This window comes from Guyparkeria hydrothermalis, assembly GCF_023555375.1.
Classification (GTDB): Bacteria; Pseudomonadota; Gammaproteobacteria; order Halothiobacillales; family Halothiobacillaceae; genus Guyparkeria; species Guyparkeria hydrothermalis.
Map to the genome: position 1 here is coordinate 22,138 of NZ_JAJSEE010000003.1, position 17,423 is coordinate 39,560.

19 protein-coding genes are annotated in these 17,423 nt (G+C 67.2%); 5 read left to right on the forward strand and 14 right to left on the reverse strand.

Features of this window, described 5'->3' with window-relative positions; all coding sequences use genetic code 11:
- Positions 1 to 54: 54 nt before the first annotated feature.
- The 5 genes from LV475_RS05040 to LV475_RS05060 form a co-directional block, all read right to left on the reverse strand.
- Positions 55 to 1,338: a PfkB family carbohydrate kinase gene (locus tag LV475_RS05040; RefSeq protein WP_156227225.1), complete on the reverse strand. Its 1,284-nt coding sequence runs from the start codon at positions 1,336 to 1,338 to the stop codon at positions 55 to 57.
- A 38-nt stretch (positions 1,339 to 1,376) separates the two neighbouring features.
- A complete protein-coding gene (locus LV475_RS05045) occupies positions 1,377 to 1,922 on the reverse strand; it encodes a metallophosphoesterase family protein (RefSeq protein WP_136867684.1) in 546 nt (181 codons plus the stop codon).
- Positions 1,909 to 3,159 carry an SO_0444 family Cu/Zn efflux transporter gene (locus tag LV475_RS05050; protein ID WP_136867662.1) on the reverse strand — a complete coding sequence of 417 codons (1,251 nt, stop codon included), beginning with the start codon at positions 3,157 to 3,159 and terminating at the stop codon, positions 1,909 to 1,911. The genes LV475_RS05045 and LV475_RS05050 overlap by 14 nt, the downstream gene beginning before the upstream one ends.
- 185 nt (positions 3,160 to 3,344) lie before the next feature.
- Positions 3,345 to 4,061: a LytR/AlgR family response regulator transcription factor gene (locus LV475_RS05055; RefSeq protein WP_136867661.1), complete on the reverse strand. Its 717-nt coding sequence runs from the start codon at positions 4,059 to 4,061 to the stop codon at positions 3,345 to 3,347.
- Positions 4,058 to 5,131 carry a sensor histidine kinase gene (locus LV475_RS05060; protein ID WP_136867660.1) on the reverse strand — a complete coding sequence of 358 codons (1,074 nt, stop codon included), beginning with the start codon at positions 5,129 to 5,131 and terminating at the stop codon, positions 4,058 to 4,060. Before LV475_RS05060 ends, LV475_RS05055 begins: the two co-directional genes overlap by 4 nt.
- 177 nt (positions 5,132 to 5,308) lie before the next feature.
- Between LV475_RS05060 and argH the strand changes: the two genes are divergently transcribed.
- Positions 5,309 to 6,721 (forward strand): argininosuccinate lyase, encoded by a 1,413-nt coding sequence (gene argH, locus LV475_RS05065; protein ID WP_250105857.1) that lies wholly within the window; start codon positions 5,309 to 5,311, stop codon positions 6,719 to 6,721.
- Between the two features lie 52 nt (positions 6,722 to 6,773).
- Here argH and LV475_RS05070 read toward each other — a convergent pair whose 3' ends face one another.
- Positions 6,774 to 8,102: a hypothetical protein gene (locus LV475_RS05070; RefSeq protein ID WP_136868022.1), complete on the reverse strand. Its 1,329-nt coding sequence runs from the start codon at positions 8,100 to 8,102 to the stop codon at positions 6,774 to 6,776.
- A gap of 52 nt (positions 8,103 to 8,154) precedes the next feature.
- Positions 8,155 to 8,790, reverse strand: coding sequence for an alpha/beta hydrolase (locus LV475_RS05075; RefSeq protein WP_136868021.1), 636 nt, complete (start codon positions 8,788 to 8,790; stop codon positions 8,155 to 8,157).
- Between the two features lie 80 nt (positions 8,791 to 8,870).
- On the opposite strand from LV475_RS05075, the gene pdxH reads away from it, so the two are divergent.
- Complete coding sequence (pdxH, locus tag LV475_RS05080; protein ID WP_136868020.1) at positions 8,871 to 9,518, forward strand: pyridoxamine 5'-phosphate oxidase; 648 nt, start codon at positions 8,871 to 8,873, stop codon at positions 9,516 to 9,518.
- Positions 9,515 to 10,237 (forward strand): uracil-DNA glycosylase, encoded by a 723-nt coding sequence (locus tag LV475_RS05085; protein WP_250105858.1) that lies wholly within the window; start codon positions 9,515 to 9,517, stop codon positions 10,235 to 10,237. Before pdxH ends, LV475_RS05085 begins: the two co-directional genes overlap by 4 nt.
- Positions 10,238 to 10,478: 241 nt before the next feature.
- Here LV475_RS05085 and LV475_RS05090 read toward each other — a convergent pair whose 3' ends face one another.
- The 7 genes from LV475_RS05090 to LV475_RS05120 all read right to left on the reverse strand — a co-directional run bounded on the left by LV475_RS05090 (position 10,479) and on the right by LV475_RS05120 (position 15,416).
- Positions 10,479 to 11,231: an RES family NAD+ phosphorylase gene (locus LV475_RS05090; RefSeq protein ID WP_250105859.1), complete on the reverse strand. Its 753-nt coding sequence runs from the start codon at positions 11,229 to 11,231 to the stop codon at positions 10,479 to 10,481.
- A gap of 3 nt (positions 11,232 to 11,234) precedes the next feature.
- Positions 11,235 to 11,603 carry an MbcA/ParS/Xre antitoxin family protein gene (locus tag LV475_RS05095; protein ID WP_136868017.1) on the reverse strand — a complete coding sequence of 123 codons (369 nt, stop codon included), beginning with the start codon at positions 11,601 to 11,603 and terminating at the stop codon, positions 11,235 to 11,237.
- A gap of 296 nt (positions 11,604 to 11,899) precedes the next feature.
- Positions 11,900 to 12,571, reverse strand: coding sequence for a RadC family protein (gene radC, locus LV475_RS05100; RefSeq protein WP_136868027.1), 672 nt, complete (start codon positions 12,569 to 12,571; stop codon positions 11,900 to 11,902).
- Positions 12,572 to 12,617: 46 nt separating this feature from the next.
- Entirely contained in the window at positions 12,618 to 13,379 is a 762-nt protein-coding gene (locus tag LV475_RS05105) for an HvfC family RiPP maturation protein (RefSeq protein WP_250105860.1), read from the reverse strand.
- Positions 13,379 to 14,236 carry an HvfB family MNIO-type RiPP peptide maturase gene (locus LV475_RS05110; protein ID WP_250105861.1) on the reverse strand — a complete coding sequence of 286 codons (858 nt, stop codon included), beginning with the start codon at positions 14,234 to 14,236 and terminating at the stop codon, positions 13,379 to 13,381. Before LV475_RS05110 ends, LV475_RS05105 begins: the two co-directional genes overlap by 1 nt.
- 134 nt (positions 14,237 to 14,370) lie before the next feature.
- Positions 14,371 to 14,610, reverse strand: coding sequence for a hypothetical protein (locus LV475_RS05115; RefSeq protein WP_136868030.1), 240 nt, complete (start codon positions 14,608 to 14,610; stop codon positions 14,371 to 14,373).
- Between the two features lie 197 nt (positions 14,611 to 14,807).
- Positions 14,808 to 15,416: a thioredoxin family protein gene (locus LV475_RS05120; RefSeq protein ID WP_136868031.1), complete on the reverse strand. Its 609-nt coding sequence runs from the start codon at positions 15,414 to 15,416 to the stop codon at positions 14,808 to 14,810.
- A 213-nt stretch (positions 15,417 to 15,629) separates the two neighbouring features.
- Between LV475_RS05120 and hemC the strand changes: the two genes are divergently transcribed.
- Both hemC and LV475_RS05130 read left to right on the forward strand, forming a co-directional pair.
- Positions 15,630 to 16,598: a hydroxymethylbilane synthase gene (hemC, locus tag LV475_RS05125; RefSeq protein WP_250105862.1), complete on the forward strand. Its 969-nt coding sequence runs from the start codon at positions 15,630 to 15,632 to the stop codon at positions 16,596 to 16,598.
- 4 nt (positions 16,599 to 16,602) lie between these two features.
- Positions 16,603 to 17,421, forward strand: coding sequence for a uroporphyrinogen-III synthase (locus LV475_RS05130; RefSeq protein WP_250105863.1), 819 nt, complete (start codon positions 16,603 to 16,605; stop codon positions 17,419 to 17,421).
- Positions 17,422 to 17,423 lie beyond the last annotated feature (2 nt).

Below are 17,423 nucleotides of genomic sequence, written 5' to 3' on the forward strand. Positions count from 1 at the left end.
TGATCAAGGCGCGCCGAGCGGTAAGGCATTCGTGCACATTTTCCCTAGCCACGGTCATCGTTGGACGCTCCCCTCGCGATGGGTCGCCGGGGGCGCGTTGCCATGAGGCGCCCGATCGGCCAGGTAGATCCGGTTGTCGACCCGTTCCAGGGCGACCGCTTCGAGCCGCTGTCCCTCGCAGGGGCCGGCGGTGCACAGCCCGTCGTCGAGCTGGAAAAAGGCCTGGTGCACGTTGCAGCGCAGTTGCCGTTCGCCCTGGCGCGTCTCGAGAAAATCGTGCCGCTCCCGCGACAGTGGCGAGCCGTTGTGCGGACAGACGTTGCGCCAGGCACAGACCCGCTCGCCGTGGCGCACCACGATCAGCGGCGCCGGCCCGCCCGACGCGCGGCCCTGCGGCCACACGCCGATGGCGTCGATCGGCTCGAGGTCCTCCAGCCGGCACAGGAGGTCCGGATCGTCGGCCGGATCGTTCGGACCCAGCCCTGCCAGCCCGGCCTGCATGAGCTTGCGTTCGGCCAGTCGCACGGCGAATTCCAGCGATTCCAGTGAACCCATCCCGCGCGCGCGGGCGTGGATGAACCCGGCGATCAGGGTGTCGCCGGCGGCGATGCTGTCAATGACCGTATCGACCGGTCGGGCCGGAACATGAGCGGGCTCGGTCTCGTCGGGACGCGACAGCCAGGCCCCGCCGCTGCCCCAACCGAGCACCAGAATGGCCTGCGGCGCCCAGCCACGGGCCTCGCGCAGGAAGGCCGCCGGCTCCTCGAAGCCGCGGCCGTGGGCGAAGGCCCTGGAGAAGAAGATGACGTCGGGAAAGGACCAGAGCTGGTCGAGGTCCGGCCGGTCCTTCTCCACCTCCAGCGAGATGGGCTGGTCGGTGACCCGCGCGCGCGACAGGGCCAGCATGGCGGCCGTCTCGTCGCAGGCGCGTGCCTCGAAATGCAGCCAGTCGTACTCGCTCGGGTCGAGGGCCATGAACGCGCCCAGGTCGAATTCCGGCAGGTCGCGCCAGTGGACGATGGTGCGGCTGCCGGTGGCGCGGTTGACCGTGATGTAGGAGGTGGGCGCGTGGCCCTCCACCCGCCGTGCGTGGCGGGTCTCGATGCCGTAGCGATCCATCAGGTCGGCGATGCGTCGCCCGTCGGCGTCTTCCGCCAGCACGCCGGCGAACTCGACCGGGTGACCGAACTGGCGCAGCACCCGCAGGCTGTTGGCGACATTGCCGCCGAGCTCCACGCGCTGGGCAACGGCGCGCTGCTCGCTGTCCTCGGCCGGGTAGTGATCGAGCTCGTTGATGATGTCCAGCGTGGCTATCCCCACGCCCAGCACGTTCGCCATGAATCCTTGAGTCCCTCAGTGACGATTCCCGGAAGAGTCTACGTGTCCCGGCCGCGCTTGGGGAGGGTTACCGCCTCCACCTGCCACTCGTCGACGGTGGCCGTCAGGCGCAGGAAGCCGATCCCGCCGAAGGCGCGCTGCCGGCCGGCGGCGCCCGGGTTGAGCACCCAGGGTGTCTCGTCGGTGTCGATCACGCGCCGGTGGGTGTGGCCATAGACGATCGCGCGCGCCTCCGGGTGACGGCGTCGCAGCCGCTCGTGGCGGGTGCGGGCGGGATTGACGCGATGGCCGTGCTCGACCACCAGCCGCCCGCCCGGCAGGTCGAGGTAGGCCTGCTCGGGCAGGGTGTCGAGCAGTGCCTCGGTGCCTTCCGGCCACTGGCCCGGGGTGTCGTTGTTGCCGCGCACGACCACCAGGTGGCCGCTTTTCGGGGCCAGCTGGCGCAGTTCACCGGGATCGAGCAGGTCGCCGGCATGGACGATCACGTCCACCTCGGCCAGCCACGGCAGCAGGACGCGTTCCAGCGTGCCGTGCGTGTCGCTGATCAGGGCGAGCGTGACTCGCTCTTGGTCACCGAGATCCATCCCGCTCTGATGCACAACCACAGGCTTCCTCCCCTGACGCTTGGCCCGATCCCTGGCTCGGTGCGCTCCGGGCCCGCCGCCGGCGCCAGTAGGCATGAATGGTGACGGCGGTCAGTACCGCCAGCGACGCGATGCCGATCGCGTTCGCTTCCATGGCGTGGCCGGCGGCCGCCCCGCTCGGCAGGCTCCAGTCGAACGCCCGCCACAGCAGGTCCAGCGCAATCCCGGCGACCAGCGCGCAGGCGATCACGGTCACCAGGTACAGCGTGATCAGGCGGTTGCCGAAGTGCTTTCTCAGGATGCCGAGCGTGCCGATGTTGGTGGCCGGCCCGGCAAGCAGGAACACCAGGGCCGCGCCCGGCGACATGCCCGCGACCAGGAGCCCGGCGGCGATCGGCGTCGAGGCGGTCGCGCAGACGTACATCGGGATGCCGATCACCGCCATCAGGAGGTAGCTGCCCACCAGGCCCCAGGCGTTGTCGAAAAAGCCGTCCGGGATCAGCACCACCGCCGTGGCGGCCACGGCCAGGCCGAAGACCATCCACGGCACGATGTCGATCAGCACCTGGCCGAAGGCGTAGGCAAAGCCGCCGGACAGGCGGTCGCGGGCACTCGGCTGGTCCGTTCTCGAGGTCGCCTCGCCATTGCCGCAGCAGGATGCACCGGATGCCGCCTCGTCGCTGTCGCAGTGGCCGGTGATCGATGGGGTCGAGTCGCAGCAGCTGGCCGCTGTCGGGTTCGTCTCCCCGCCACAGCAGCCGCTGTCCCGTTCCTCGCTACAGCAGCCATCGACGGCCGCCGAGGGGCTTGTCGTGGCCGCGTGGTCCGGCGCGGGCCCGGCCAGTCGACCGCTGACCACGCCGGTGACGATCGCGCCGAGGATCGCCGCGATCGGGCGGGCAATGGCATAGACCGGTCCCAGCATGCCGTAGCTGACACTGATCGAATCCGGCCCGGTCTCCGGCGTGGCGACCAGGAAGGCCATCGACGGCCCGCGTCCGGCCCCGGCATCCTTGAGGCCCAGCACCGCCGGCACCACCCCGCAGGAACACAGCGGCAGCGGTGCGCCGATGAATGCCGCGCGAGTGATCGCGCCGGTCGACTCGCCCGACAGGTACTTGGCGATCGCCAGCTGGTCGGAGAACGCCTTGATCAGCGCGGCGATCACCAACCCCAGCAGCAGCCAGGGGGCGGCCTCCAGCGTCAGGAACCACAGCTCGTTGAACCATTGCGTCATCGCGGACCTCCTCGTGGGCCTTCCGGGTCGCGTCAATTCCCCGGCAGGTAGTCCCCAAGTGTCGCACAGATGAAACGGGGCCAGTCGTCCGGGTTCGGGTGTCGAGGTTATTCGTCCGGGGTCGTGTCCGACGCGGCTTGGCCACGCTGTTTGGCGGGGCTATTTGCCTGGGTTATTTGCCTGGGTTATTCGTCGAGCGCGTCGCGTACCGCGCGCCAGGCGCGGCGGCTGATCATCAAGGGCTCGTCGAGGTGATGGACGTGGCAGTGGTGCTGGCCGTCGTGGTGGCTGACCGAGTGGATTTGCGAGGTGTTGACCAGGCTGTTGCGGTGCAGGCGCAGCAACTGCCCGTCGAAGCGTTCCTCGAGATCGTTGAGGCTCGGTTCGATCCAGGCCTCGCGGCGCCGACCATCGGCCGGGTCGAGCAGGTAGAGGTGGGTGGCCTTGTCCTCGGCGACCGCTGCGACCACGTGTTCCGGGCCCAGGCGCAGTTCCTCGCGGCCCAGACGCACGGTCAGGGTCGGTCGGCGGGACTGGTGGCAGCGATTGGGGCGGGCGGCGCGCTCGATCGCCGCGCGCAGGGCCTCGGGCTCGATGGGTTTGAGCAGGTACCCGGCCGGTGCGGTCTCGCTGGCGGGCAGGGCGCGGTCGGCGTGCGCGGTGGTGAAGACGATCGCCGGCGGCACGTCGGCCTCGCGCAGCCGATGGGCCAGCCGGATGCCGTCCTCGCCGGGCATCTCGATGTCGAGGAACACGAGATCCGGCACCGTGCGCATCGCCGCGCAGGCCTCGTCGGCGTTGCCGGCCTCGGCGACCACCTCGATGCCGCCCAGTCGTCCCAACAGACGGCGCAGCCGGTCGCGGGCCAGCGGTTCGTCGTCGACGATCAGGGCGCGGATCATGGCGCGGCCTTCCCGTCGGTGCGCGGCAGGACCAGCTTGACCCGGAAACGCCCGTCGACCGGGCCGGCGCGCAGCGAGGCCGCCTCGCCGAACATCAGCGCCAGCCGGTCGCGGATATTGGCGAGCGCCATGCCGTTGCCGTGGTGATCGTCACCGGGAACCAGGTCGTTCTCGATCACCAGACTGATCGACTGCCGCCCCACCTGACACTCGACCCGGATCGGGCCGGGATCGGCCTGGCGCTCGACGCTGTGTCGCACGGCGTTCTCCACCAGCGGCTGGAGCGTGAGGATCGGCAGGCTGATCGCGGGCAGCGGCTCGGGCAGCTGCCAGTCGACGTGCAGGCGCTCGACCAGCCGCCAGTGCTCGATGTCGAGGTAGCGGCGCGCGAGCTCCACTTCCTCGGCGAGCGTGCTGGTCGAGTCGCTGGCCAGCGCGGCGCGGAACACGCGCGAGAGGTCCAGCACCGCCTGCTCGGCCGCCTCGGGCCGGTCATGGACCAGCTCGGCGACCGTGTTGAGGCTGTTGAACAGAAAGTGCGGCCGGATGCGCGCGTGCAGCGCCGACAGGCGCGCCTCGGCCGCGGCGTTGATCTGGCGGGCATTGCCCAGGTGCAGCGAGAACACCCAGATGCCGATCAGCCCCACCAGCAGGGCGATGGCGAGGTTGTGCAGCAGGAATTCCCCGGCGGTCTCCTGCGGCTGCCAGCCGATCGACTGCAGCGCACCGAAGGCGACCGCGCTGGTCACGGCGGTGACGGTGAGCAACAGCACCACGATGATGGTCAGCAGGGTCGGCAATGGCAGCCGGTCGAGCCAGCGTCGCGCGGCGCAGAGCAGCGCCACGGTCACCAGCGCGATCCAGGTCACCAGCCAGAGCGTCGTGCCGAAGCGCGCCCAGCGTTCCGGTCCCACGCCGGGCACCAGGGTCAGCAGCAACGAGAGTGCCGCCCCCATCGCCAGGGTGATCAGGATCACCCGCGCGGTGCAGAAGGCCGGCAGGGCGGCGGGCAGCAGCGCGCGGTCGCGGGCGGCATCCCTGGCTGGCGGGTTGGTCGGATGAACGGGCAAGCGGCGACTCCTTTCGCGTCGATGACCTGACGGGGTCTATCTTGCCTCAAGGTCTCACGTGAATCGATTCGGGCCTCAGGGTGCCGGCGCTGGCTGCGATATACTCGCGCCACGTTCAAATTCCGACGGCGGCCGGCACGGCCGACCCGATGCGAACCCGATTTGCCGAGGATCACCATGACCGATCGTGACGACAAGCCTGCCGCCAAGCTCTGGGGCGGCCGTTTCTCCGAGCCCACCGACGCCTTCGTCGAGGCCTTCACCGCCTCGATCGGCTTCGACCAGCGCCTCTACGACGAGGACATCACCGGCTCGATCGCCCATGCCCGCATGCTCGCCCGCGTCGGCGTGATCACCGAGGACGAGGCCAAGAAGATCGTCCGCGGGCTCGAGGACATCCGCAATGATATCGAGCGCGGCGATCTCGCCTGGTCGGTGGAGCTCGAGGACGTGCACATGAACATCGAGGCGCGCCTGATCGACCGCATCGGTGATGTCGGCAAGAAGCTGCACACCGGCCGTTCGCGCAACGACCAGGTCGCCACCGACATCCGGCTGTTCATGCGCCGCGCCGTCGACGCGATCATCGAGGAGGCCAACCGCCTGCGCCGCGGGCTGGTGGACCTGGCGGAGGCCGAGGCCGAGACCGTCATGCCCGGCTTCACCCACCTGCAGGTCGCCCAGCCGGTCAGCTTCGGCCACCACCTGCTCGCCTGGCACGACATGCTCGAGCGCGACGTCGAGCGCCTGATCGACACGCGAAAGCGCATCAACATCATGCCGCTGGGCTCGGCCGCGCTCGCGGGCACCTCCTACCCGCTCGACCGCGACTGGGTGGCCAACGAACTGGGCTTCGACGGCATCAGCGAGAACTCGCTCGATGCGGTTTCCGATCGCGACTTCCAGATCGAATTCCTGTCCGCGGCCTCGATCCTGATGATGCACCTGTCGCGCATGAGCGAGGAACTGGTGCTCTGGACCTCCGCGCAGTTCAACTTCATCGAACTGCCCGACCGCTTCTGCACCGGCAGCTCGATCATGCCGCAGAAGAAGAACCCCGACGTGCCCGAGCTGGTGCGCGGCAAGACCGGCCGCGTCTACGGCAGCCTGTTCTCCCTGCTCACCCTGATGAAGAGCCAACCGCTGGCCTACAACAAGGACAACCAGGAGGACAAGGAGCCGGTCTTCGACGCCGTCGACACCCTGATGGGCTCGCTGCGGGCGTTTGCCGACATGATTCCGGCCATCCAGCCCAACCGCGAGCGCATGCGCGAGGCCGCCCGCCAGGGCTTCTCCACCGCCACGGATCTCGCCGACTACCTGGTGCGTCAGGGCGTGGCCTTCCGCGATGCCCACGAGATCGTCGGCAAGGCCGTGCGCCAGGCCACTGACAAGGGCTGCGATCTCGCCGACCTGTCACTGGCCGAGCTGCAGGCGCTCTCCGGTCACATCGGCGAGGACGTCTTCGACGTGCTCACCGTCGAGGGCTCCATGGCCGCCCGCGACCTGCCGGGCGGCACCGCGCCCAAGCGCGTCCGCGCCCGGGCCGTGGCGGCGCGGGCGGCGCTGGATGCGTTCAAGATTGCTTAATCTCTGCGGTCAGTCCGCGATATCAATGCCTTTCGGCGTCGAGTTGTTGCGTTTAATCCGGGGGTGGCTGGTGTGACTCCCCAAGGCCGAGGTTTCTTAGTATTTCCCAGACGGGCAAGAAAGCCCTGAAGGATTTGTAGGAGTATTTTGGCAAGTCATCACTATAATAAATCTCGTCCTCTTTCTGGTCGAATATGTACTTGATGTATTCTTGATATATCTCCCTTATGATTCCGGTTTGATAAACATCTAGGTTGTGGTTGAATACGGAATCAAGCATACTTGTTTTTATGCATTCCCAGTTAGGCAAGGAGATTTCTCTGCTTAAGCGAGAGTTATCAGTGCTTTTAAAGCAGGCTTCGAACTCCTCTATAATTATTTTCGTGGCGAGCCCTTGGAAGTTTTGTTCCATTTGGGCTAGCCACATTTCTTTTTCTTCTTCGCGGAGCTGGTCTTGTATTTGCTGAATTTCTCTGATTCTTTTTGAGCTTGAGTTGCCAAAAACTATCCCTTGCTCGTTTGCGCTCCTGAATGATGAGAATGGGTTTAGGAAGACCGCATATATTACATTTGGATAGGGTATTTCTTGGGCTATGTTCCCCCATTTTTGGGAGGCGTATACAATTGCATGAAACCCCTCTGATTCAAGTCTGTGTGACGCAGAGTTGGCGATGGTGTTGAGAGCTGCTTTAGAGTATTCGGGTATTTCACCATGTTTACTCTTGAGATCTGAATCGATCCATCCGTCAATGATTGGAAACGCCACCGCAACAGTGCACATGGACCGATCATCCAGCAAGCTGTTCTCAAACCACCGATAGTAATGTTCCTCAGGGTAGTACGCTTGTAGTTGGATCGATCCATCCTTCTCCTTGGGAATTAGGGCGGCCGATCTTTTGTTGTTTCCTATAATTTCTTGAGCGTAGGCATCCCTGACAGTCCGTGATCTCATTGGAGCCACAAGTATGGTGTTGATGGCCTCTTCATTTAGCCCGGGGAATATGGAGCAGAAGTGATTGGCATAAGCGAGGAGTTCGGTATAGGACTGCCTTTCGGTTTGTTTAGACTTTTTTAGCTCTATTATGGTTAGGCTGCTGGACTCCGAGAGTCCGAATAAGTCAATTCGTGTGGTGGTGTCTTCTGATTTTTCTAGGCGCAGCTCGCGGGCCGAGAGGGATAAGCTGTAGATCCCGTCTAAAGTTTCGTTTATTTTGACCTCTGTGGCTCTTTGAATGAGGAGTTTTATTGGCGGGAATCCATTTCCGTTCCATTTGGCTGGCGCCCGTCGTCCTGTGATTAGGTCAGATATTGAGTGTTTGTGGTTCTCATAGAGGAAGTCTCTGAGCTCATTCTCGCTGAAATTAATTGCTTCTTCTTCCATAGTGTCTTTCCTTTAAAGCCCGCTTCTTCCTCTTTTTTGAGTTCATTGAGCTTTATTTTTCAGGCCCTCGCAGATTTTCTGCCAGCCATGCGACGATATCTTCAAGTTCCTCCGGCAGGATGCCGTGCTCGACCGGATAGTGCCGCTCGGTGACATTCGTCAGACCGCAATCCTGCAGGAACGCATTCACCATGCCGGCGGCACGTACCGGGATCAGGGTGTCGTGCTCGCCGTGGCCGATGAATACCACCGGGTCGCGGCCGTCGCTGGGCCGGTCGATCTGCTCGGGGGCGGGCAGCCAGGTCGAGAGCAGCAGCGCGGCCAGCGGCGGGCGCGGCAGGCTCAGCATCAGGCGGTTGGCGAGCACGCCGCCCTGCGAGAAACCGCCGAGGATAAAGGGGTCGTCGCCGACCGTGTCCTGCACCTGCTGCTGCAGGTCGAAGGTGATGCCGGCGAGGCTGTCGCGGTCGGCCTCGATATTGCCGTCGTCGGCGATCAGGTCGAACCAGCTGGGCATGGGCATGCCGCCGTTGAGCGACACTGGCGAGACCGGCGCGTCCGGGCGATGCACGGCCCAGTGGTGGTCGGTCAGCGGCACGCGCTCGGTGATCAGGTCGCTGATCGGGGCGAGGTCGTCGCCGTCGGCGCCGAGGCCGTGAAACAGGAACAGGTGCAGCGGTCGGGTCATCGTCCGTGGTCCTTTCTGGAAACGTCGCGTTCGTGTGCCCTATAGTCTCGCACGGCAAACACGTTGCAACAGGAGCTCCCATGGCGGGCGAATTTGATCACCGTGCCGACCGGCGCGACTACCTCCACGGCGTACTGCATCGCCGCGACCTGGCCACCGATCCGGTCGACCAGCTGGCCCAGTGGCTGATCGCCGCACGCGAGGCGGGCAACTTCGACCCCACCGCGATGTGCGTCTCCACCGTGGACGCCGACGGCTGGCCGTCGGCGCGCTACGTGCTGTTGAAGCATTTCGATGCCCGCGGCCTGTGCTTCTACACCGATACCCGCAGCCGCAAGGGCCGGGAACTCGACGCCAACCCGCGTGCCGCGCTTACCTTCTTCTGGCCGGAGGTCGATCGGCAGGTACGCGTGGCAGGCTTGGTCGAGCGTTTGTCCGACGAGGACAACGAGGCCTACTTCCGCCAGCGCCCGCGCGGATCGCGGCTGGCGGCGATCACCTCCATCCAGAGCGCGGCGATCGAATCCCGCGAGGCCCTGGAGGCGCGCTTCGAGGACATGGCCGAGCGCTACCCGGAAGGCGAGGTGCCGCGCAACCCCGCCTGGGGCGGCTACCGCGTGGTGCCGCGCGAGTGGGAATTCTGGCAGGGCCGGCCGTCGCGCCTGCACGATCGTTTCGCCTACGTGCGCGACGGTGACGGCTGGACGATCGAACGCCTGATGCCATGACGGATTCCGCACTTCAACGTGTCCAGATGGAGCCGGCGTGGCGCGAGGCGCTCGCCCCGGTGCTGCTCGATACGCCCATGCAGCAGCTGCGTCAGCGGCTGCTCGAACAGGGCAAGCGCGGCACGGTGATCCACCCGAAGCCCGACGAGTGGTTCCGTGCCTTCAACCACACCCCGCTCGATCAGGTGCGGGTGGTGATCCTCGGCCAGGACCCGTACCCCACGCCGGGGCACGCCAACGGGCTGTGCTTTTCCGTGCGCCCGGACGTCCGGCCGTTGCCGAAATCCTTGCTGAACATCTTCAAGGAGCTGGCCGACGATCTGGGCATCCAGAACCGCAACGGCGATCTCACCCACTGGGCCGACCAGGGCGTGCTGCTGCTCAACGCCGTGCTGACCGTCGCCTCGGGCCAGGCGGCCTCGCACCAGGGCATGGGCTGGGAGCAGCTGACCGATCACGCCATCCGCGTGCTCGCCGAGCAGCCGCGCCCGATCGTGTTCGTCTTCTGGGGCGCGCAGGCGCAGAAGAAGGCCGCGCACGTGCATCGCCCCGAGCATCTGGTGATCAAGAGCCCCCACCCCTCGCCGCTGTCGGCCTACCGCGGCTTCTTCGGCTCCAAGCCCTTCTCGCGCATCAACGCCTTTCTCGAATCGCACGGGCTCGAGCCGATCGACTGGCGGACCGGGGTCGAGTCCGGCCCCGAGTCGAGCGGCATCTGATCACACGCCCAAGAGGCCCCACTGTGGGAGCGGGCCCCGCCCGCGAAGGCCGCTCCAGCGGCCGCCCCGGTCGAGTTCAGGCACGAAACCGAGCCCGGAACTCGCGCGTTCCGCGCGATTCGCGACCGAGGGTCGCTCCCACAGTGGGGCTCTGGTTCGAAAGGGCCTCGCCCGCCATCGCGCCGGTGGAATCGATAACGGTCTGGGGTGGGTGCTAACGCGCCGAGGCGTTGTTGTTCGTTCAGACGGCCGGCTGTGGCAGCTGTCCATTGACGCGGAAGGTGTCGGCGGGGAAGCGTTCGATGCGTCCGCCGGTGAGCTGGAGGAAGGTGACGAGTTCGCCGGTCACCTCGCACAGCCAGCCTTCCCATTCGGTCGGCGATCGTGAGGTCAGGGCCGATGGTTCGAACAGGCCGACATTGATGCCGCCGGTCGGGTCGCGCGCGGAGGGGAATTCGAAACCCCGTATCCCGGCCTCGCGCATGGTTCGGCCGAGCTGCTGGGTGGCGGCGTAGTCGGCCGGATCGGTCAGGACGGGCCGTTTGCGGTCGCACGGTGGGCGATGCAGACGCAGGCCGCCATCCGTGCCGTATCTCGCCCGAAACAGGGTGTGGCGGCTGCGAAGCGGGGATGAGGGCGGCGTCTGCATGCCGGACCAGAACACCAGGCGATAGTAGGCGGCTTCCGCCAGCGCGGTGTCGGTGGCCAGCGATCCGTAGAGCAGGGACGGCTCGAATCGGCCGCCGAAGCGCGAGCCGTGCCTCAGCGGTGGATAGCGGAAGGGCGTGAGCAGCAGGTAGTGCAGATCCTCACTGCCGGGGCGCGGCGGGGGCTTGGTCGCCTCGAGCATCTCCTCGAGCACGCTCTGCTCCTCGAGGGTGTCGACCAGCCCGGTCGTCGCGACCTGCTCCTGGCTCTCGACGATGCGAGTCAGCACGCCGCCGATCGGCTCGATGCGTTCGGCGAGTTCGCACTCCTGCCACAGGTCCGGCACGCCTCAGACCTTGCCGCGAATCGCGTCCAGGTAGTCGCAGACATGCACCAGCCCGACCACGGAGAGCATCTGCTCCGCCGGGATGCCGCCGGTGTGCCGGTTGGGCGTGTGCATCCAATGCTTCATCTGCGCCTCGTCGCCGTCCATCAGCGCATACAGGCTTCGGTAGCAGCGCACGAGCAGCAGGGCCAATTGGCCGTTCTGGCTTTCCGGGTCCACGCCCGAGCGGGTGATGGTCGAGCGGTTCTTGCCGACGATCCGACCGATCCGGGTCTGGCTCAGGCCGAGCCCGCGTCCGGCGTTGAACAGGGCCTTGGCCAGCACCATGGCCTTGTCTTTCGAGGCGTTGTTGGGGGCGACGGCGAGGGTCATGTCACGACTCCGGTGTTGCGTATTCCAACGATAGGATCAAAAGTGTGCGTATGCAACAACAAGGCATGGCGTGTTGCAGGCGCTGGTGTTCAAGCGAAACCCTTTGTGGGAGCGACCCTGGGTCGCGAATCGCGCGGGACGCGCGAGTTCCGGGTTCGGCGGTGTGCAACGTCCAGATCGGGACGGCCGCTGGGGCGGCCTTCGCGAGCGGGGCTCGCTCCCACAGGGTGCGTAGGAGCGCCTTCAGGCGCGATGGGATCGGGTGCCGCCTCGTTATTTCGCGGCTAAAGCCGCTCCTACAGCAGCCCCCGCTCGGCCATCGAGATGCAGGGCCGGCCCACCACCACGTGATCGAGCAGGCGTACGTCGATGAGATTGAGCGCGTCGCGGAGCCGTTCGGTCAGGCGCCGGTCGGCGCTGCTGGGTTCGGCGACGCCGGAGGGGTGGTTGTGGGCAAGGATCACCGCCGCGGCGTTGTGGCGCATCACGGCCCGGACCACCTCGCGCGGGTGGACGGCTGCCTGGTCGATGGTGCCGAAGAACAGTCGCTCGAAGGCGAGCACGCGGTGGCGATTATCCAGGTACAGCACGCCGAATACCTCCTGGGTCTCGCCGTCGAGCTCGGCCTGCAGGAAGCGGAACACCGCCTGCGGGCTGGCGATATCCGGCCCGACGCGCAGCTCTTCGGCGAAGTAACGCCGCGCCAGTTCGAGCACCGCCTGCAGCTGGCAGAACTTGGCATCCCCGAGCCCGCGGGCGTGAGCGAAGTCGGCGCGCGAGGCACTGAGCAGCGCGCTGATCGAGCCGAAGTGCGACAGGAGATCTCGGGCGAGATCCACGGCCGAGCGGCCGGCCACGCCGGTGCGCAGAAAGATCGCCAGCAGTTCGGCGTCGGAGAGGCTGGCCGGCCCTCGGGCCAGCAGGCGTTCGCGTGGCCGCTCGGTGGTCGGCCAGTCGGTGATGGGCATGGTGATTCCCTCCCTGGAATCGTCATGACAGATGAATGGTGTCCGGTCAGTTCGGCGGACGCGCCCCCAGCAGGAGCCCTGCCGCGCGCCACTGTTCCAACTGCTCGTCGGCAAAGCCCAGCAGTTCGTCTACCGGGCGGCCGAAGGCCTCGGCCAGCTGCGCAATGATCTCGCGGCCGGTCTGCTCCTCGGCCTCGGTGAGCGCGAGCAGCAGCTGGGCGCTGCCCGGCGTGAGATTGAGCGCGAACGGCGCGCCGTGCTCGTCGCGGTGCAGGGCCAGGTGGTGCATACCCGCCGGCGGGATTTCGGGCCCCTCGCCGGCCTCGAGGGCCGCGGCGAGGCGGTCGACCGGGTAGGCGGTCACCATCAGGCGCACCAGCGAGGAGACCACGGGCTGACCGGCGAGCAAGTCGCCGTCCGCGTCGAGGTCGGCCGGGGCGGGGTCGGCGTCCTCGGCCATCAGCTCGAAGCGGGCCAGCTCGTAGGCGGCCAGTTCGCGCTGCCAGTCGGCCAGCTCGGGGCGTTCCTGCAAGAACTCGGCGAACTCGGCCGGCAGGTCGCGCAGGATCGGCGAATGGGCCGGGTGGTCGCGGAAGAACGGCCGGGTCAGCCCCTGCCAGTCGGCCTCATCGAGGCTGGCGCGCAGCGCCGGGAAGGCGTTTTCCAGCGTGCCGTCGATGTTGTTGAAGAACAGCTTGGCGTACCAGGCCATCCGCTCGGGCTTGCTGCCCGGGGGTGGCGGGTTGGTTTCCGGATCACGCACGTAGCGCGTGAATGCCTCCTGGGTTTCCTTGAAGCTCGATCCCATCAGGCGGCCTTGCTGCCCAGCGCCCGTTCCCCGGCGCGGCGGATCTGGGCGACCTCGCCCATCAGCTCGTCGAGCGGCGGGATGTCGAAGTCGCGTTCCAGCAGCGTCGGCACCGGGCCGACGTGGCGGTAGGTGTGCTCGAGCAGGTCCCACACCGGGGCGCTGACCGGCGCGCCGTGGCTGTCGATGATCAGGTCGTCCTCGACCTGGTGGTGGCCGGCGACGTGCAGGTAGCGCACCCGCTCGGCGGGCATCGCGTCGATGAAGGCGTAGGGGTCGTAGCCGTGATTGACGCTGTTGACGAACACGTTGTTGACGTCGAGCAACAGGTCGCAGCCGGAACGCTCGAGGATTGCCAGGATGAACGTCCGCTCGTCCATGGTGGATTCCACCGGCGAGTAGTAGGAGACGTTCTCCAGCACCAGTCGGCGGCCGAGGCGCTGCTGGACGGTGCAGATGCGCGCGACGACGTGATCGATTGCCTCCTCGGTGAAGGGGATCGGCATCAGGTCGTAGAGGTGGGCGTTGTCCGAGCAGAACGACAGGTGCTCGCTATAGAGCGCCGGTCGGTACTCGTCGAGGAATTCGCCCACGGCGTCGACGAAGTCGAGGTCCAGCTCCGCCGGGCCGCCGATCGAGAGCGACAGGCCGTGGGTGTAGAGCGGGTAGTCCTCGAGCAGGGCCTTGAAGCGTTCCTTGACCGGCCCGCCGAAGCGCAGCCAGTTCTCGGGCGCGACCTCGAGGAAGTCGACGTTCGGGCGTTGCTCCTCGATCTCGCGCATGAGCGGACCGCGACGCAGGCCGATGCCGACGGGAACGTGTTGCGTGACGCTGGGGCTGGCGGATTGGGGGCTCATGGCAGGCCTCCCGGAACGCTGGATGGCCGACGGCGGCAGCCACCGGCCGGGGGTGTTTTGGGGCCGACGGCACTCGGCCGGCGGCCTTCATCGGCCGGCGACGGCCACGCGGGCCGCCGCCGTCAGGGCGTGGCTCAGGACTTGTCGTCGTCCTTGTCGCCATCGCCCTTCTCTTCGTCCATGCTGCTGCCGCACTGGCCGGCACCGCAGGCCATTTCGGCGGTCTGGAAGGTGCCCGCGTGGGTGGACTCGGAGGCGAACGGGTTGCCGTTGCCCGCGGCCATGGCCGAGGAGCCGGCGATGGCGGTGGCCAGGGCGGTCGAGCCGATCAGCAGGTGCTTCTTGGTCTGGCTTTTCTTGGATTGGGCTGTCATCTCGTCAGATCCTCTCGTTGGGGTTCGCGCGGCCGGGCCGCGTTGACGTGAAGGTGGCCGGGATGGCCACCGGTGAATTGATCATGGCCAACATTAGACCGTAAAACCAGAGCAAGTTGCTGCGATTTGATAGCCCCGTCAGCTGGTTGCCCACCCACGGGTTCCGTGTGTGGCCGGCTGCCAGGCTCGCCAAGGTCTCACTGGGCCGTCAGGTCGCGACGTGGCTGGTCGATGCCGTCGGTGCAGACCTCGAGGGTCGGGTCCTCGATGCAGCGCTCGGCGGCCCGCAGCCGCTGGTCGAGGTACTGCGGGTAGAAGTCCGGCACGGTCACGCCCTTGAGCTCGTCGACCACTTGCTTGCCGTCCGGGGCGAAGTAGATCACCTCGGGGACCAGCTGTACGCCCTGCAGGCGGGCGAACTCGACCGGGGTGTAGGCGGTGCCCTGCCATTCGATCTCCGGCAGGTCGGAGTCGATCTCCACCCGGCGGATGATCAGTCGGCCCTCGTAATCCGGGTCGTTGGCCATGGTCTGCAGGAACTCGTCGTCGACCGTCCGGCAGTAGGTGCAGTAGGTGGCGTGGAAGAACATCAGCATCGGGATCTGTTGTTCCTGCATGTAGGCCAGATCCGCCTGGACGTTCTCCAGGTCGCTCATCAGGGGCACCTCGTCACGCGCGGTGCTGGCGGTCGGCTCGTCGGCCTGCCCGGGCGGGGTGGCCATGCCCATGAGCAGTAGGCCGGCCAGCGGCGCCAGCGTGGCAAGGGCGAGACGGGTGACGTAGCGGGTTGGGGTGATTGCAGGCAAGGTTTTCTCTCCCGGCTGGGCCAGTGACCGATTGGGTCCCGGATTGTATGCGTTTTGGACAATGTCGCTTCAGCCCGGTTCCCCGAGTGCGTTGTCCGAGTCGGTTGCCCGGGCCCCGTGTCCGACCGCGGCATCCGGGTTACCATGGCGCCTGTTTCTCGACGTGGCGGACACCGCTTCCGCCCCGTCCGGTTGCCAGAATGAGGATGACAGATGAGCAAGGCATTTTCCGAGGGCCGCGTGCTGCGGATCGCCACCCGAGCCAGCCTGCTGGCGCTTTGGCAGGCGGACTTCGTCGCCGCGGAGCTGAAAAAGCGCAATCCGGGCCTCGAGGTTGAGCTGGTCAAGATGACCACCCGCGGTGACCAGCTGCTCGACAGCCCGCTGTCGAAGATCGGCGGCAAGGCGCTGTTCGTCAAGGAGCTCGAGGTCGCCATGCTCGAGGATCGTGCCGACATCGCGGTGCACTCGATGAAGGACGTGCCGATGCAGTTCCCGGATGGCCTGGGGCTGATCGCCATCCTCGAGGGCGACGACCCGCACGATGCCTTCGTCTCCAACAAGTACGGCAACCTCGACGAGATGCCGGCCGGCAGCGTGGTGGGCACCTCCAGCCTGCGCCGCGAGACCCAGGTGCGCGAGCGCTTCCCGGACCTCCAGGTCAAGACCCTGCGCGGCAACATCCACACCCGCCTGCGCAAGCTCGACGACGGCGAGTACGACGCGATCATCCTGGCCGCCTCGGGCCTCAAGCGCGCCGAACTGGCCGATCGCATCACCCATCGCCTGTCGGCCGAGGAATCCTTGCCGGCGATGGGCCAGGGCGCGCTCGGCATCGAGGCGCGCAGCGACGATGCGGCCGTGCATGCGCTGATCGACCCGCTGATCGATCGTGACACCACCACCCGGGTGACCGCCGAGCGGGCCTTCAACACGCGTCTGAACGGCGGTTGCCAGGTGCCGATCGGCGGGCATGCCCTGCTGGTCGCGGACGACCAGCTCTGGCTGCGTGGCTTGGTCGGTCGCCCGGACGGCTCCGAGACCCTGCGCGACGAGATCACCGGGCCGCGCGATCAGGCCGAGGCGCTGGGCATCGAGCTGGCCGAGCGCGTGCTGCGTGCGGGTGCCGACAAGATCCTCGCCGAGGTGGGCATCGAGACCGAGGCCCCCGGTCAGGGCTGAGCCCGTGACCGACCACCGCTTGCCGCCGATCCGCGAGGTGGTGCTGACGCGACCGGCGGGCAGCAACGCCGGGCTGCAACAGGCCTTACTCGAGACGCGCCCCGCCGGCTGTCCCCAGCCGATCGTCACCATCCATCCGCTGCTGGCAATCCGGCCGCTCCCTCGAGGGGGCGACCTGCCCGACGCGCTGGCGACCATGACGTCCGCGGATCTGGTGGTGTTCGTCAGTCCGCGCGCGGTGGAGGCGGCCCGGGCCGTGCGCCCGCTGACCGACTGGCCGGCGCGCGAGTTTGCGGCGGTGGGGGCGGCCACCGGGCGCGCGTTGGCCGATGCCGGTCGACCCGCCACCTTCCTGCCCGATTCCTCGGAGGACAGCGAGGGATTGCTCGACTGCCTGCGCGAGGCGCCCATGAGCGGCCGGCGCGTGTGGATCGTCCGTGGCGAGACCGGGCGGGAACTGCTCGCCGACACCCTGGCGGCACGCGGTGCCGAGTCGCGTTTCGTCGCCGTCTACCGGCGTGAATGCCTCGAGCCGCCGGCAGCGGCGCCGGCCGGGCCGGCCAGCCTCTGGATCATCACCGCCCCGCAAGCACTCGACTGCCTCGCGCGGCTCGCCGCCGGCACGCATGGCAGCGAGTCGGGGCTGCTAGACTCCTCCTTGCTGGTCATCAACGAACGTGCGCGCGAGCGGGCGCGGGCGCTGGGCTTCCGCGGCCCGGTCGCCCTGGCCGGCGGCCCCGGGGTCGATACCCTGGCCCGAGCGACCTGGCGGCTGATTGCCGACCGGGCCGATCGGCAGACGGCCACGCCGCCGAGACATTGAGC